Genomic DNA, 17,144 nt, shown 5'->3' on the forward strand with positions numbered 1-17,144 from the left:
TCTGTATTATTTTAATAGGAGGAAACATGAGTCTTGCAAATAGAGTTAAATCCAGAAGAGATGCCTTGGGGCTTACTCAGACTGAAGCAGCTGAAAAAGCTGGCATCAGACAACAATCATGGGCTTCAATAGAAGATGGTTCAACAAAAAAACCTCGTAATATTATTAGCATTGCAAGAGCTTTAGAGTGTGATGCCGGTTGGTTAATGATGGGTGATAATATTCAACCTGTTCATGATATCAATACGAAAAAATTACCACTAATAAGCTACGTTCAAGCGGGAAACTTAGTACATAGTGTTCCTATTACAGATTGTGATGGTGAATTTGAGTATATTCTGACAGATCAAGAACTCTCACAAAGTGCTTTTGCATTAAAGATAGAAGGAGACTCAATGGAACCTGATTTTAAATCAGGAGATGTAATCATTGTCGATCCTGAGATAAAACCACATCCGGGAGAATTTATTGTTGCGGCTAATAATGAAAGAGAAGCAACATTTAAGAAATATAGACCAACTCGTATTGATGCTAATGGCAATGAACATTTTGAACTTGTGCCATTAAATAGTGATTATCCAACACTTAGCAGTGAAAACACGCCATTAATGATCATTGGTACGATGATTGAGCATCGTATTTATCGTCGTAAACGATAACGATTATTCCCAAAAATAACTCCAATAATAACTAGCTCAATTATTGGGGTTTATCTCAAAAAAACAGTTTTATCTGTTTTTACTCTCTGGAAATTTGACTAAAACTTTATGGATAGAAACCATCCAAGGTTCTATAATAAGATTAATCAAAAATAACTTGATGGTAAAACGACCAAAAACTTTAAATATTAAAAATAATAAATATAATGAGAGCAACATTATCTATCATTTATATAGATTACTAAGTTAATTTTTTGATTAATGACAATTAAACTGCATTAGTAGCTATTTTAAAAGTAACTAATTATTGCAATAAGAGAACAAGATAAAAAATAAAAGATTAATTAAATATAGATTTTTCACTTTTCAATATTTTATCTTTACTTAAAAAAAATACTCATATAAAGAGATAAAAATGCGTATTTTCCATCCTATTTTAATAAAAACAAGTAAAGATACTTATTTATTTTATCAAATAGGAAAAATAGATTACTAAGATTTATCTTTATTGAAAATACGTATTAACAAGACACATCTTACTTACATTCTGTTTCAATTACCAACACTAATAAATATTAATTTTTAATAAACTAATTGTAATAAGTTTTGTTAATTATTTCGATTTTAAGGTGTTTAAATGAATATAAAAATGTTTGTTATTTCATTGGCATTAGTTTCTTTTGGCGCACAAGCATTGATTATTAATGAGAATAATCCATTCGAATATCAATCTTTTAAATCAAATTATTCTGATATGATTGAGTTGGCTAATAAATCACGTTTACCACATAGGATATTCTATACCTCACCAAGTACAGGTAAAAATGCACTATGGTTTGATGCTGTTAAACATGGTGATTTAAATGAAGTCAAAAAGATGCTTGCCAATGGTCAAAATATTGAAGCGAAAGATACTGGAAGTTTAGAGCAAACAGCTCTGGGATGGGCTGCGTTTATTGGTGATGAAGAAATGGTAGATTATCTCATCTCTCAAGGCGCGAGCCTTTGGGCTACGGATAAAGACGATGTTTATAATGTTTTTAAATCAGCCGTATTAGGAAATAATGTCAATGTGGTAAAAAAAATTCACGACCTAATGAGAAGCGATATTGAACTCAATAACCAAAGAGTAGAAAGCGATGGTGAAACATTTATTATGATTGCAGCCAGTAATAATCGTCTTGATACCGTAGAATACCTTATTTCTGAAGGTGCTGATGTTAATCTTGTTACAACAACACAAGATAATTCATTATTTTCTTATAACCACAGCGCATTAAGTTATGCTTGCCAAAATAATCTTAAAGATATGCAGAAACTATTGATTAGAAACGGTGCTATAAATCATATAACAGGTACAACACTCTGCCATTAAATACACAAAAGCCATCCTATAATAAGATGGCTTTTGTGCTATTAGTTATTGAGTTTTGAGAAATAGAATTTTAATTAAAACAACTAGAAAACGACTCAATATATTTATCAGAACTCAATATCAACAAGTAATATACCAATGTGATTTTTAAACGATTTTCTTTTTTCTAAATATAACTATTTCACTTGGTTGAGTTATCGACTGCTTATCCTCAAAAACCATAAAGTCTGTTTTCTTAGCCTCTAAGATAAGACTTTGAGGTGTAACACCAAGTATATAAGAAATAGTAATCAATTGATCTACTGTTATTTTTAAATGTCCATTTTCTAATTGAGAATAATGTAGCATACTTATCCCCAACATTTCAGACATCTCATTTTCTGTTATTTTCAATTGTCTTCTTATCATTTTTATTCTATTCCCAACTTTGGTGTTAATCATCCCTTTACTCTCCTTCTTTCATTAGATGATTACATCGATAAAATACCGAATTATAGTTTGTAAACTATCAATCCATAAACTGAAAATACTTAACTATTAGTTATTAAATAATCGTAATATTACTTATTCTCACGAATTCTGTTAATAAGGTTATTCCGATATTTCAAATTTAAAATAATTTACATTTCTATATGTTATTTTAAACTAAATTAATATTAGAATAACAATTTGGAACTGAGTATCCGAGAATGAATGGTGTTATCATAAAGTTGAATAGAATGGCTTATTTTAATTTGAAATATATTTAAATGACATTGATAACCTATAAAAAATATCTATATATTTAATTAGAATATCATTTTATAAAGAATAATTCTGTATTGTTTTAATATATATAAATAGTATCCTAGGAAAATGAATCCCCCTGATTGAAATAATCTGAAAAAGACTACTCACTTATAATTTAAGAACAAAATTCATATCTATTTTTAATCTTTTAAAAAATAATTTTAATGGATTTGTTCACTATCAATCTTATTTATTGATAACAAAAATACTAAAAACATATAAATACTTATTTTTTATCAAGAAGTTCACTTACTTACTATAAGTGTGAGCTTATCGATATTGATTATTTTTATTTTATATTAAAATTTATTAAGGAAAGAGTTATCTGACTTCTATTTAGGTGTGTTTTATGCATAGTAACAATTAGAATGTCATTGATATACATAATATTATTTTTTATTCAGCAAATAATTATTAGGATGAATAATGGAAAGTTTTAAATTAAAGCTAAAAAATCACATGGATCATGTCAAAAACGTAGGGCAACATTGCTCGACGGAAGAAACAACTAAGCAAGCACTGATATTACCTTTCTTAGATATCCTTGGCTTTAACCCTTATGACCCTCAAAAAGTTAAGGCTGAATATGGTGCTGATTTCCCTGGTGTTAAAGCAAATGAACGAGTTGATTATGCATTGTTCTGCCAAGATGTTCCGGTAATGTTTATTGAAGCAAAAGGATATTCTGAAAAACTAGATAATCACTGCCCTCAATTATCACGATATTTTAACTCTACACCAGAAGTTACAATATCAGCTATAACTAATGGCTTAGAATGGCGCTTTTTTACCGATTTAAAACAAAAAAATGTAATGGATCCAACACCTTTCTTAAGAATAAGAATGGATGAAGTCAGCGATTCAGATGCAAGCCAATTATTCAGGTTCAGACATGATAAATTTAAACCAGAAGCATTAAGAACCTTGGCTGAAGAAAGTGTATATTTATCTGCTTTTACTAAAACTATTAGTTCAAGCTTACGTGACGTAGATAATGAATTTGTCAGATATGTAGCTAGTCGATCAAACATTGAGAGACAATTAAATCAAAGGTTCATCGACTCTATAACACCACTTGTAAAACTAGCTGTCGAACGTTCTGTTAGTGCAATGGTTGTATCTGGTCTATCAAATAAAGCCATGACAATAGACGATCCCACTGAAATAAAAGAAAATAACGATAGTAATCAGAAAAATACTGAATTTGTAAATATTGTAGATCCCAACAACCCTAATATTATAACAACAAAAAACGAATTAACATTATTTGAAAAAATTAAGCTTATCGTAGGATCTGAGGAGATCCAATACAAGGATACAGAATCTTACTTTGGTATATTATATCAAGGAAAATCCAATAGATGGATTGTTAGATTTTATGATAAAAATAACCCTTATATTATTGTCCCTATTGAAATTACAAATGTTTTAGCTAATGAAGTGTCTAGAGCTGGACTATCACTAGTTAATAACAGAATAAATATTAATGATCCAGAAGATATATTAAGAATAACAGGGATCATTTTAGATTCATTTGAATATGTCAAAAATGATGATAATTTCAGGAAGAAATAACTAGTAAAAAAACTCAAATTTAAAAAGCCCCCCAATAATTGTATAACTAATTACTGGGGGGCTTTTTATGAATAACACAAAATTAGAATCTGTAAAGACTAAATGGTTTTGGATCTAAAACTGGTTTTTTGCCCAGTAATAAATCAGCGGTTAATTCTGCTGATACAGGGCTCTCTGTCATACCCCAGCCAGTTGCAGTATTAATGACTAAGCCTGGATACTCTTTAACTTCTGAGATAATTGGGTTTTCATCTGGTGCGATAGCCATTGCACCACTCCATTGATCAATTAATTTCGATTCTTTAAAGGCTGGGAATTCTGCTTTTAATTTCTCTAATGAAGCATTTAACTCAGGTAAATCTGGTAATGCAGTCATATTTCTGAATTGCTCAAACGGAGAAACTTCATCTAAGTTCCAATGCGTTGATTGCATAAATGAATTGATTAATTGTTCATTTAAAGAAATATGCACTGGGAAATCAGGTAATGCTAATAATGGCAGATATTTATAGCCATAAGTGAAAGATTCTTTCACTACTGGCGCCACAATAACACGAGGAGAAGTTGCATAAGTACCATCAGCTTGTTCACGGAAGAAAATGCCACCTGGTAAAGCGACGTTGCCACCTGGTGCCGTTGGTGAACCACTGATTAGCTGTTGAGACTGATAGGCTGGCAGTGTTGGAACATCAACATTAAGATTTTGCATAAATAGGCGTGACCAAACACCACCAGCAACAACAACTTGAGAAGTTTTGATTGCACCTTTCTCTGTTACAACGTCAGAAATTACACCAGCTTGTGTTTCTAAGCCACGAGCCGCACATTGAGTGTAAATTCTAACACCCATTTTTTTAGCGTATTCAGCCATAACGAAGGTTGCAACTTCTGGATCGAAGCTACCAGAATCTTCTTCAAAGCCAGCAATTTTCCAATCTGTTGTCGCACCACGAAGACGTTGATTTAATTCAGCACCTTCAATAATTCTGGTTTTAAATGGAATATCTGAGCCAACATTTTTACTTCTTTCATCAATCCATTTTCTTACGTTAACTAAATCTTCTTCATCAAGAGGAACTTCAACGCGGCCTTGTGTACGATAAGTAGTATCAATACCTACTTTCGCATTCATTTCACGCCAGCGATGTTTGCCCAAATGGTGTAATAAGAACGTTTCATCTGGCATTTTATAGCTAATTGCCTGACCATAGAATCTCGAAGATTGCTCACCCGCGATATTACCTTTCTCAACAATGACAACAGATAAACCACGTTCTACAAGGTTAATTGCTGTCATAATACCAAGGATACCAGCACCAATAACAACAACATCAGCTTGTTTTGGTAAAGCACCTTCAGTACCTTCAACAAAGCCATGTCTTGGCGTACCCGGAACAAAGCGCCCTTCGCGAGTTAACATTGGTGTCAAAATACCCGCACCAGCAGCGACAGCCACCACTGTTCCACCAATGATAAATTTTCTTCTAGATATCGCCATTTTACACGTTCCTTTTACTCAATGAATTATTAGCATTAAAACAATCACGCTATCTTATTTCATTTGTAAAGTATTAGTAAAGTATTTGTAAATCTTTTCGTCTGTTTTTTTCTTAAAAATCCGTACTATTTAATTTACTTATGCAAAGAAGGGGATTAATCATCATTTTGTTTTTTATCGATTATTTAAGTACATCGAGTAAAATGAAAGCATATTCAGCTAGTTATTTTTTTGGTTTTTTTGTCAAAATATAAAATTTTTCACTATTAAAGATCTACTGCCTATTTGTTAAATATGGGTTTATGACACATTCAAATTGCAAATAAAATAATTTGATTAACAAATAATCCACAAGATCACTAATATTACTAAGTTAATAAATTGAGCACATAAAAAGGGGATAGTGATAAGAAATATAACGATGGATTGGTTATTTGATGTTGATTCAGAGGAAAATAAGGTAGTAGTTAAAATGGTTACACTTAAGATTATATTTATCTCTATATAACCAAATTTTAAGTGTTCATTTTTACACCAATACCAAAATAAATCTTTTTTTGATTGCTTTTATAAAAATAGTATTATTTTTTCTTTATAAATCAACATTGTTACAATTTGAAATAAAATACATATTTTTGGTGTCGGTAAAACAGAAACCGTTATTCAAATTAAAAATAATCATTTGATATTCTAGGTACTGATTTAATCACAGATAAAGGTGTTGCAACAGCCTTATTACGTCAACATGGTATAAAGGTGTTCTCTGAAAATCAATTAGAGGAATTAATTGGTTGGGTAGAAAATTGGGATAAAGAAAATACTATTTTATAATAAAAATCTGAATAATTAATAGTTTAACTAAGTAACAATTTGAATAATATTAACTTATTTTCATCCAATACAAATCATCACCCATAGTTTCACACAGGTTCCTCAAAATGGAGCCTTCCATTCTTACCAACCTCCTATTAACTCATATTATTCTTAATTAACACTCCTATTTCGTCATTAACAAACAAAAATACTGTTAAAGACTAATGTAATTTATCTAATTATTTGATTTTGGTAAAACGGTTTAAATCTTTTAATAAATAAAAACTGATAGATACCAGCTATCAATAATCTATTTTTGATCGCCCATATCGATCTCTAAGTGTTTTTACGGTAATCTCTTTTAAAAAGAGGGATTGATATGAGTTCAATTAATATTGTTGTAGGTCAGCGAATTAAACAAAAAAGAAAGCAATTAAAAATAACAGGTATCGAGATGGGGAGAAGGCTTGGTATCAGTCAGCAACACTATTCACGTTTGGAAAATGGGCATCTGAAAATAACCGTCGATCAGCTTATTGCTATTGCTTTAATATTAGGAATATCGCCACAAAGTTTGTTGGTTTCACCCGAAATAATGTCACCCATGCTAAGTGCTTGGGCTGAAACAACTTTATCATCAAATGAGATTGTTGTATTACGAAATAAGAAGCGTCGCAATCTTAGATAAAGATACAGTAATATTGTTTAGCGCTATCTGATTTAATATTTTAATTACTTCAGTTAAAGCACATCGAAAATTTTCATCTTTTTTATTTAAGTAAAAAACCATCTATTTATAAAATCAATCGCTTGATTTTTTTGTTAAAATAAAAGATTAATTGTTAATTTCTTTAACGATTGAATATTTTAATAGAATTTCTGGAGCATTAGATAATTTGCGATTAGATCCTTCCATTAAATAAGCCGCTATTTCTTCTGATGATAAATCATCAACTTCTTCAAGATTAAAATACTCATCAGGCCAATAAATAAGATCTGAAGAAAAGGCTTTAAAGTTTATCTCGAGTAAATTTATTGCATAAGATTGTTCAGATTCACTGCCTTCAGCTAAACATATGAAATCAACAATACTAATCAACTCGTTATAAGTCAGATCATCTAAATACTTCACCTGGTTAAAAGCTATTTTTGTAAACTCTTTTGCACTTGTCCACGAATTGTAGTCACGAAAATCTGAAAATTCACAAGGTGTTACTACTTGTGCATTCCATTTTATTATCATGGTGTTAAGTTCGGGATCATTTTCAGTTGCACCATTATCGATTTTAACAGTTATCTTTAGTAGTAAATCGATCAATTCATTGAGTTTAGTTTTGCTGACTTTTTTTGGTTTTAATCGGTTAGGTAAAGGCATTTTTTATTCCATTTATATTATTTGCATTAAATCTGTATATTTTAATCTTTTTATTTAAAAGTCATTATAACGCATTAATTTATTTAATAAATAACCAAATGGATTATTGAATCATGACTAATACTTAGAAAAAATAATATAATAAATTATTTATTTTATATTCTGATTTTAAAATTAGCTATTAACATTTTATTTTAATAATTACTTAATCATATCATCAAGAATATTAATGACATTATTTCTCAAATTCGCCCTCTAATTTTATCTACTGTAATAACTATATTTAATACATCAATATTTAAATCCATAACGGAGTTCAATTTGAAGTAATAACACAAAAAAAGTAGAGAGGGTTAGAAAAAAAGTAAAGCAGATGAAAGTACTTAGTGGAAAGATTACCAAGAAAATCTGCGAGTATTTATAGGGTGACTTATTTATGCCTAACTGAACATGTGAGACAAATTGATGACGTTTTTAATGATAACGACACAAATACGACACAGAAAAAAATCCAATTGGTTTTAAATAAAGGCAACTACTTGATTGTAAATGGTACGCCCTACAGGATTCGAACCTGTGACCTACGGCTTAGAAGGCCGTTGCTCTATCCAACTGAGCTAAGGGCGCCTAGAAGAACTTAGACGTCAGCAAGAGTGCTGATAACGGGTGTGAATTATACGTTCAACATTCTGAGAGTCAACGCTTTTTCAACGATATCAAACTATATGGTCAAAATATGGCAAGTATTCGACTGACAGATTGCTCTTGATCTGACAAAATAGACCAATACCGTAATTGAATAATTTGGATGTATAGATGTCAGCAAGAATTATAGATGGGAAATCGATTGCGCAGACCATCAGAAGCGAAGTTGCAGAAAAAGTAAAACAACGTATTAATGCAGGAAAACGAGCGCCGGGTTTAGCTGTTATTTTAGTGGGTGATAACCCAGCATCACAGATTTATGTTGGAAGTAAACGCCGCGCTTGTGAAGAAGTTGGCTTTATTTCTCGCTCTTATGATTTACCAGATACTACCAGTGAAGCTGATTTATTAAATCTGATCGACCAGCTTAATGAAGACAACACCATTGATGGTATCCTCGTTCAGCTCCCCTTACCTGCCGGAATTGATAATGTTAAGGTTTTAGAACGCATTCATCCTGATAAAGATGTCGATGGCTTTCACCCTTACAATATCGGCCGCCTATGCCAACGTGCACCTAAATTACGCCCTTGCACACCTCGCGGTATTGTCACTCTACTAGAGCGTTGTAATATTCCTATGAATGGCTTAAATGCCGTTATTATTGGTGCATCAAATATTGTTGGTCGCCCAATGAGCTTAGAGCTATTACTTGCGGGTTGTACAACAACAGTTACCCACCGTTTTACTAAAGATCTGCGTTTTCATGTTGAGCACGCGGATTTAGTCGTTGTGGCGGTAGGAAAACCTAACTTTATTCCTGGTGAGTGGATTAAACCGGGTGCAATCGTGATTGATGTCGGTATAAACCGTCTTGAAAGTGGTAAAGTTGTCGGAGATGTTGATTTTGAAGCAGCATCTCAACGTGCGGGCTGGATTTCTCCCGTCCCTGGTGGTGTAGGTCCAATGACAGTCGCCACACTTATTCAAAATACTTTGCAAGCATGCGAAGAATATCACGACCCTGAAACAGGAAATAATTAATCGATGGAAACATTTCAATTAGATGGGCACGACTATGTCGAGCTTTGTGATTTATTAAAACTTCAAGGTTGGACTGAGAGCGGAGCTGCTGCTAAAAGTGTCATTGCTGAAGGTTTGGTGAGTGTTGACGGTGAAGTTGAAACCCGTAAACGCTGTAAAATTGTTGCTGGAAAAATTGTCACCTTTGGTGAGTTTTCCGTTAGCGTCAGCAAATAATCAGCAAATTAATTAATATTGAAAAAGCGTCGCTATCTCAGCCTCGCTTTTTTTCTTTTTAACCCTTTTTTACCTTCAATGCGCTTTATCTTCCTCTTTTTTCTTATTTATTCATATTAAAAAAAACAAATCAACATAACCTATTGAATAAAAACAAAATTATAAAATTTGATTTAATATATTTAAATTTAGATCATCATTTTTAAGCTTATCTATGGTTATAATCTCCTCTTGCAGTTCAGCAGATTGTACATTTTATAAAAAAATAGATAAAAAGAAGTGCTATAAGTTATTATTTTATATATGGATAACACTTTTTAACCATTACTGTAAAACTTCAGCAACAAACCTTTTTATTGATACTTTTATCCGTTTATTCATGTTTAAATGCACTAAAATGTGATTTAGATCTAATTTATTTCTACTTTCATTAGGCAAAAGAACATTGTTTGTACTAAATTACAGGTTATAATTTGAAACGATTCAGCTTAATGGTACTATTTTAGTTGTTATTTTGTGATATTTAAGTTTTTTTGCCCTTTATCTAACAGGAGATTTTATGCTCGACTTACCCACTCAAGGTATCTCTGTCTTTGCTAAATTACAGCAAAAATCGATGCCTGTTCTTTTATTTAAGGTAAGGAACTAGCATGAAACACAGAGTAGCGACCATCACACTTAACCCTGCATATGATCTTGTTGGTTTAAGTAATCCTATTGAACTTGGTGAAGTTAATCGTGTTAAAACGGCTGGCTTCCATGCCGCGGGCAAAGGCATCAATGTGGCTAAGGTTTTAAAAAGCCTTGGCGTTGATGTCACTGTTGGCGGTTTTTTAGGCAAAGAAAACCAAGATGGATTCCAAAAAGAATTTAGTGAATCTGGTATCGCTAATCGTTTTCAAATGGTTGAAGGTCGTACTCGTATTAATGTCAAACTCACAGAACCCAATGGCAAAGTGACTGACTTCAACTTTTCTGGTTTTGAAATCACAAAACAAGACTGGACTCGCTTTGTTAACGACACGCTAAGTTGGGCGGGTCAATTTGATATGATTTGTGTCAGTGGTAGTGTTCCTCCTAGCGTTGATCTCAATGATTTCACTGCATGGATGACTCGCTTGCGTAGCGAATGTATGTGTTTGATCTTCGATAGTAGCCGAGATGCTTTTGTCGCGGGATTAAAAGCCTCTCCTTGGCTTGTTAAACCTAATCATCATGAATTAGAAATTTGGGCAGGTAGACCCTTACCTGAACTTTCTGATGTTGTGCAAGCGGCACAAACATTACGTCAGCAAGGTATTGCTCACGTTGTGATTTCATTAGGTGAACAAGGCGCGATGTGGGTTAATGCATCTGGCGCATGGATGGCGAAACCACCTAAATGTGATGTCGTGAGTACAGTCGGAGCTGGAGATTCAATGGTTGGTGGCTTAATTTATGGTTTAATGATGCGACAAACCAGTGAACACACCTTACGTCTTGCTACTGCCGTTTCTGCACTTGCTGTAAGCCAAACCAATGTTGGTATTCATGATCGCGAACAATTAGCAAAAATGATGGCTGAAGTCGAATTAACCCCTCTAAAATTATAAGTAATAACACTCAGTGGTAAATTGAATAATATTAAGTAGAATTACCACTGCTTCAATTAAATATATTAACGCTAGGTTATAAAAAATCCAAAATAGAATCTCTTTAATTGATTAATATTTATTTATTATTAAATCAAACTTTATTTTTTCTATTTATTCGATAAACTTCACTTTAATAAAATTTAATAAAGATATTCTAAAGCCAATAAAAACTTATTTCTGTTTTTAGGAGAAGTTATGGAAAGGCCCATAGTACTTTTATGGATACAAGTTATTTCAGTATTATTTTTGGGTGTAAGTTTATTTATATTAGTTGCTGGGGCTCCGATTTATTTATTAGCAATGGCAATGGGTGGAGGCCAAACAATGCTAGTGGGATTGTTTATCATGCTGTGTCTAATTATAACAATGATAATGCAAGTTACAGTATGGATAAAACTAGCTAGAAATAGTAGAAATGCTTACTCTTTTTTAAAAATTTCATGGGTATGTTTATCTATTTCGCTCTTTTTTATACTTAGTATTTCGATGTCATTAACAAATATGTCTGAAGTTAGCTTTGTTGTTTTTTCTATTATCGTTATCTTAACACATCGACTCTTTTTCTCTGAAAATGTAATTGCTTATTTTGAAGATAAACAAAAAGATAGCGAAAGAGAAACAAGTATTATTAGTCAATAAGTTAATCATCAAACAAAAAAATATCGGATATTAAATATCCGATATTTTTATATTAAACACGCATTAAGTGTTATTACTCAATTGTCGTATTAGTTATTACGACGCCAAACTGTTCCTTGAGGACTATCTTCTAAAACAATCCCCATCGCTGTTAACGCGTCACGAGCAACATCAGCTGCCGCCCAATCTTTATTTTTACGAGCATCATTACGCTGTTGAATTAATGATTCAATTTTTTCAACTTCACCAGCATCATCCGCTTTAGCACCACTTTGTAAGAAGTGCTCAGGCTCTTGCTCTAACAAACCTAATACTTTAGCAAGCTTACGTAACACTGCGGCTAAGCCATTCGCCGCATTCATATCAACCGATTTTAGACGATTAACTTCACGCGCTAAATCAAACAAGACTGAATAGGCTTCTGGTGTATTGAAATCATCGTTCATAGCGTCAATAAATTGCGCTTCAAACGCTTCGCCACCTACTGGTTGAGCATTTGCATCAGTGCCACGTAATGAAGTATAGAGGCGCTCTAATGCAGTACGAGCCTGTTTTAAGTTTTCTTCCGTGTAGTTAAGTTGGCTACGATAATGGCCTGATAATAAGAAGTAACGCACTGTTTCAGCATCGTAATAAGCCAATACATCACGAATAGTAAAAAAGTTATTAAGTGATTTAGACATTTTTTCTTTGTCTACCATCACCATACCAGAGTGCATCCAGTAATTAACGTAAGGACCATCATGGGCACAAGTTGATTGCGCTATTTCATTTTCATGATGAGGGAACATTAAGTCTGAGCCACCACCATGAATATCAAAATGATGTCCTAACTCTTTACCATTCATCGCAGAACATTCGATATGCCAACCAGGGCGACCGTCTCCCCACGGAGATTCCCAGCTTGGCTCACCCGGTTTGGACATTTTCCATAAGACGAAATCCATTGGATTGCGTTTTACGTTAGCCACTTCAACTCGAGCACCGGCTTGTAGTTGCTCTAAATCTTGGCGAGAAAGTAAGCCATAATCAGGATCAGTATCAATAGCAAACATGACATCGCCATTGTCAGCAACGTAAGCATGTCCACGTTTAATTAGCGCTTCTGTTAATTCAATAATTTCTGCAATATGGTGTGTTGCACGTGGCTCTGAATCAGGGCGAGCAATATTTAATGCATCAAAGTCTTTGTGCATTTCAGCTAACATACGAGTGGTTAATTGCTCACATGTTTCATTATTTTCAATCGCACGTTTGATGATTTTATCATCTACATCCGTTACGTTACGAACATAGTTAACATCGTATCCTAAGTAACGCAGATAACGGGTTATGGCATCAAAAGCCACAAATGTACGTCCATGACCAATATGGCATAAGTCATAAATAGTGATGCCACACACGTACATACCTATTTTTCCTGCATGGATAGGTTTAAATTCTTCTTTTTGGCGAGTGAGAGTATTAAAAATCTTTAGCATCAGTGGACGTTCCCGTTTTCAACTGTACGTGTTTATTACGTTTTTATATAAAAGAAAATAACAACTACTATAACATGATATTAATCAGGATATTGGATCTTGAAGGCAAAGCAAACTCAAGATTAAGGTTTTTATCTTACTCTGCTTAGCGCTTATTTTCACTGTTCAATCGTTGATAGCGAACAATCAAACTTCTATTATTTGGCTAAATTTTGGCGAAAAGTGTTTTTTCCTTCTATTACTGATTTATTTAGCAAGAAAAAGTAGAGCGAGAAAAAGATGCATACTGACTAAATTAGGCAACTGTGATATAAAAACGGGACTGTTGTTTATGCCCAAATCTGGGTAAAGCTAAAATTATATTAGGATCTGAATATGGTTACTTTTCATACCAATTACGGCGATATCGTGATTAATACATTTGCAGACAAAGCACCTGCAACCGTAGAAAATTTTTTAGACTACTGTAAAGAAGGATTCTACGATAACACTATTTTCCACCGTGTCATCAATGGTTTTATGATCCAAGGTGGTGGCTTTGAACCGGGTATGAACCAAAAAGCGACCAAAGCACCTGTAAGAAACGAAGCAAACAATGGCCTAGCAAACAACCGCGGTACATTAGCAATGGCTCGTACAAACGATCCACATTCTGCTACTGCTCAATTCTTTATCAACGTTGCAGACAACGATTTCTTAAACTTCCGTGCTGAAAACGCAAATGGTTGGGGATATTGTGTCTTTGCTGAAGTTGTTGAAGGCATGGACGTTGTTGATAAAATTAAAGCGGTTTCCACTGGTCGTAGTGGTTTCCACCAAGATGTTCCTCGTGAAGATATCATCATTAAAAGTGTCACGGTTAGCGAATAAGCCTCACTTTTTATGTGTACGCTTTTTATTGCAGACCTGCATCTAAGTGAACATGAACCGGCAATCACTGCCGGTTTTCTTCGCTTTTTAAAAGAACAAGCCATTCATGCAAAAGCACTTTATATCTTAGGTGACTTTTTTGATTTTTGGATAGGTGATGATGATCCCAATCCTTTACATCAACAAATTGCTCAAGCTCTGATGACGCTAAAAAAAGCAGGAGTGCCTTGCTATTTTATTCATGGAAATCGTGATTTTTTAATTGGCTCTCGTTTTGCAAAAGAGAGTGGTATCACCTTACTTCCACAAGAAAAAGTGCTCGAAATTGAACAGCACCGTATCTTAATTTTACATGGTGATACGCTTTGTACTGACGATGAAGCTTATCAACGCTATCGTAAAAAAGTACACAATAAATTTATTCAGCGCCTATTCTCACTACTGCCTCTATTTATTCGACTGCGTATCGCTGACAAAATGCGCTCACGTAGCCAGCACGAAAATCAGTACAAATCAGATGCCATTATGGATGTGAATCCACAGGCTGTGATAGATACTTTTAAACATTTCAATACAGAATGGATGATCCACGGTCATACGCATCGCCCAGCAATTCATACAGTCAACATTGATGACAAAATACATTATCGTGGTGTATTAGGTGCTTGGCATACTGAAGGTTCTATGTTTAAAGTGACTGCTGAAAAAATAGAATTGATTCATTTCCCCTTTTAAGTTGTTTCGCTTATTTTCTTCATAAAAAGGCTGTTTTTTCTTTACGCAAACGTTTTCCTGTGCGTGTTAGCGTGATACTATCATGCTCAGTTTATTAGGCTATATCCGTTTATGCTTACAGGAGCAGTTAAGTAATGTCTTCTCAAGTTGGTCTAAATACCTCTTCCGCTCGTATCGCCATTGTAATGGGCTCTAAAAGTGACTGGGCAACAATGTCTCATGCCGCTGATGTACTAGACGCACTACAACTTCCTTATCATGTTGAGATTGTCTCTGCACACCGTACCCCTGATAAGCTGTTTAGCTTTGCAGAACAGGCAAAAAGTAATGGCTTTGATGTCATTATTGCAGGAGCGGGTGGTGCAGCCCATTTACCGGGTATGCTCGCAGCAAAAACACTCGTTCCTGTATTAGGTGTTCCTGTTCAAAGTGCAGCATTAAGCGGTGTTGATAGCCTTTACTCTATTGTGCAAATGCCAAAAGGTATTCCCGTAGGAACATTAGCAATTGGTAAAGCAGGTGCCGCCAATGCTGCTTTATTAGCCGCTCAAATTTTAGCGTTACACTCACCTGCTATTTTTGAAGCACTAACAGCATGGCGCACAGCACAAACTGACGATGTATTAAATAACCCAGATCCAAGGGAGGCACTATGAAGCCAGTTTGTGTTCTTGGAAATGGTCAATTAGGGCGAATGCTAAGACAAGCTGGTGAGCCTTTAGGAATTGCGGTTTATCCAGTAGGATTAGATGCAGAGCCTGAAGCTGTTCCCTATCAAAAAAGTATAATCACAGCTGAAATTGAGCGCTGGCCTGAAACTGCACTCACCAAAGAGTTAGAACGTCATACTAACTTTATAAACCGTGATATTTTTCCATTACTTGCTGATAGATTGCCTCAAAAACAACTTCTCGATGAATTGGACTTAGCAACAGCACCTTGGCAACCATTAACGTCACCAACACAATGGTCTGATATCTTCGCTCAACTGGGTGATTTTATTATTGTAAAGCGCCGTATTGGTGGTTATGACGGCCGTGGTCAATGGCGCATTCATCCCGGTGAAGAACAGCAATTACCTGCTGAAATTTATGGTGAATGTATTGTTGAACAAGGTATTCCCTTTTCAGGTGAAGTTTCACTAGTGGGCGCGAGAAATAGCAATGGTGACTGTGTTTTTTATCCATTAACACACAATCTTCATCAAGATGGCATCTTACGCATGAGTGTTGCATTACCAACCCCTGCATCGGAACTACAACAATCAGCAGAAAAAATGCTAACTGCCATCCTTAATAAACTCAATTATGTTGGTGTAATGGCGATGGAGTGCTTTATCGTTGATAATAAATTACTTATTAACGAATTAGCTCCTCGAGTTCATAACAGTGGTCATTGGACACAAAATGGAGCCTCAATTAGCCAGTTTGAATTACATCTACGTGCAATTTTAGATTTACCCATGCCAAAACCTGAGGTTTGCCAACCGGCAGTCATGGTTAATTTGATTGGTACTGATGTCAATCCTCAATGGCTTTCATTGCCATTAGTTCATTTACATTGGTATGAAAAAGAAGTGCGCCCTGCACGTAAGGTTGGGCATCTCAATCTTGTGCACCGCGATAATTTCCCTCTGAAAGAGACACTCAAATCATTAAGCTCAATGCTCGATGATGCCTATCAGTACCCTATCAAATGGGCTTTAGAAAAATTAAGCTAGCAGTCCGACTCATAAAGTTAGAGAATAATAGCCTTTAAACGAACAGACCTCAGATAAAGAGGTCTGTTATTCGCTA

General features: G+C 34.1%; 16 protein-coding genes and 1 tRNA gene. 12 read left to right on the forward strand and 5 right to left on the reverse strand.

All coding sequences use genetic code 11. From position 1 onward, the window contains the following. The first annotated feature begins 26 nt into the window (after positions 1–26). Entirely contained in the window at positions 27–659 is a 633-nt protein-coding gene (locus JEP71_RS05540; RefSeq protein ID WP_109371264.1) for a LexA family protein, read from the forward strand. Between the two features lie 637 nt (positions 660–1,296). Next, positions 1,297–2,034 (forward strand): ankyrin repeat domain-containing protein, encoded by a 738-nt coding sequence (locus JEP71_RS05545; RefSeq protein WP_196573887.1) that lies wholly within the window; start codon positions 1,297–1,299, stop codon positions 2,032–2,034. A 147-nt stretch (positions 2,035–2,181) separates the two neighbouring features. On the opposite strand, the gene JEP71_RS05550 is transcribed toward JEP71_RS05545, so the two are convergent. Then, positions 2,182–2,475: a helix-turn-helix domain-containing protein gene (locus JEP71_RS05550; RefSeq protein ID WP_198620892.1), complete on the reverse strand. Its 294-nt coding sequence runs from the start codon at positions 2,473–2,475 to the stop codon at positions 2,182–2,184. A 774-nt stretch (positions 2,476–3,249) separates the two neighbouring features. Here JEP71_RS05550 and JEP71_RS05555 point away from each other — a divergent pair. Next, a complete protein-coding gene (locus tag JEP71_RS05555; protein ID WP_198620891.1) occupies positions 3,250–4,398 on the forward strand; it encodes a type I restriction endonuclease in 1,149 nt (382 codons plus the stop codon). Positions 4,399–4,480: 82 nt separating this feature from the next. Here JEP71_RS05555 and JEP71_RS05560 read toward each other — a convergent pair whose 3' ends face one another. After that, positions 4,481–5,896 carry an NAD(P)/FAD-dependent oxidoreductase gene (locus tag JEP71_RS05560; RefSeq protein WP_100160198.1) on the reverse strand — a complete coding sequence of 472 codons (1,416 nt, stop codon included), beginning with the start codon at positions 5,894–5,896 and terminating at the stop codon, positions 4,481–4,483. A 1,192-nt stretch (positions 5,897–7,088) separates the two neighbouring features. Here JEP71_RS05560 and JEP71_RS05565 point away from each other — a divergent pair. Next, complete coding sequence (locus tag JEP71_RS05565) at positions 7,089–7,397, forward strand: helix-turn-helix domain-containing protein (RefSeq protein ID WP_198620889.1); 309 nt, start codon at positions 7,089–7,091, stop codon at positions 7,395–7,397. A 147-nt stretch (positions 7,398–7,544) separates the two neighbouring features. Here the strand turns inward: JEP71_RS05565 and JEP71_RS05570 are convergent, their stop codons facing one another. Both JEP71_RS05570 and JEP71_RS05575 read right to left on the reverse strand, forming a co-directional pair. Then, the gene (locus JEP71_RS05570; protein ID WP_198620888.1) at positions 7,545–8,084 is read right to left on the reverse strand and encodes a hypothetical protein; all 540 of its coding nucleotides are present in this window, start codon (positions 8,082–8,084) and stop codon (positions 7,545–7,547) included. A 550-nt stretch (positions 8,085–8,634) separates the two neighbouring features. Continuing rightward, a tRNA-Arg gene (locus tag JEP71_RS05575) sits at positions 8,635–8,711 on the reverse strand. 189 nt (positions 8,712–8,900) lie between these two features. Here JEP71_RS05575 and folD point away from each other — a divergent pair. From folD to JEP71_RS05595, 4 genes are all read left to right on the forward strand, one after another. Then, on the forward strand, positions 8,901–9,773 hold the full coding sequence (folD, locus tag JEP71_RS05580; RefSeq protein ID WP_099074709.1) for a bifunctional methylenetetrahydrofolate dehydrogenase/methenyltetrahydrofolate cyclohydrolase FolD: 873 nt from the start codon (positions 8,901–8,903) through the stop codon (positions 9,771–9,773). Positions 9,774–9,776: 3 nt separating this feature from the next. Beyond that, a complete protein-coding gene (gene ybcJ, locus JEP71_RS05585; RefSeq protein WP_109371317.1) occupies positions 9,777–9,989 on the forward strand; it encodes a ribosome-associated protein YbcJ in 213 nt (70 codons plus the stop codon). 650 nt (positions 9,990–10,639) lie between these two features. Beyond that, positions 10,640–11,581, forward strand: a complete 942-nt coding sequence (fruK, locus tag JEP71_RS05590; RefSeq protein WP_196533997.1) for a 1-phosphofructokinase — start codon at positions 10,640–10,642, stop codon at positions 11,579–11,581. A 237-nt stretch (positions 11,582–11,818) separates the two neighbouring features. Then, positions 11,819–12,262, forward strand: a complete 444-nt coding sequence (locus JEP71_RS05595) for a hypothetical protein (protein WP_109371321.1) — start codon at positions 11,819–11,821, stop codon at positions 12,260–12,262. Positions 12,263–12,351: 89 nt separating this feature from the next. Here JEP71_RS05595 and cysS read toward each other — a convergent pair whose 3' ends face one another. After that, on the reverse strand, positions 12,352–13,743 hold the full coding sequence (gene cysS, locus JEP71_RS05600) for a cysteine--tRNA ligase (RefSeq protein WP_198620840.1): 1,392 nt from the start codon (positions 13,741–13,743) through the stop codon (positions 12,352–12,354). 375 nt (positions 13,744–14,118) lie between these two features. Here cysS and ppiB point away from each other — a divergent pair, with 375 nt between their 5' ends. The 4 genes from ppiB (at position 14,119) to purK (ending at position 17,068) form a co-directional block, all read left to right on the forward strand. Further along, a complete protein-coding gene (gene ppiB, locus JEP71_RS05605; protein WP_036934689.1) occupies positions 14,119–14,613 on the forward strand; it encodes a peptidylprolyl isomerase B in 495 nt (164 codons plus the stop codon). A gap of 12 nt (positions 14,614–14,625) precedes the next feature. After that, positions 14,626–15,348, forward strand: a complete 723-nt coding sequence (locus tag JEP71_RS05610) for a UDP-2,3-diacylglucosamine diphosphatase (protein WP_100160151.1) — start codon at positions 14,626–14,628, stop codon at positions 15,346–15,348. Positions 15,349–15,482: 134 nt separating this feature from the next. Then, complete coding sequence (gene purE, locus JEP71_RS05615; protein ID WP_196533995.1) at positions 15,483–16,004, forward strand: 5-(carboxyamino)imidazole ribonucleotide mutase; 522 nt, start codon at positions 15,483–15,485, stop codon at positions 16,002–16,004. After that, positions 16,001–17,068: a 5-(carboxyamino)imidazole ribonucleotide synthase gene (purK, locus tag JEP71_RS05620; RefSeq protein WP_198625882.1), complete on the forward strand. Its 1,068-nt coding sequence runs from the start codon at positions 16,001–16,003 to the stop codon at positions 17,066–17,068. The genes purE and purK overlap by 4 nt, the downstream gene beginning before the upstream one ends. Positions 17,069–17,144: the final 76 nt, after the last annotated feature.

It is taken from the genome of Proteus sp. PR00224, from assembly GCF_016238105.1.
Classification (GTDB): domain Bacteria; phylum Pseudomonadota; class Gammaproteobacteria; order Enterobacterales; family Enterobacteriaceae; genus Proteus.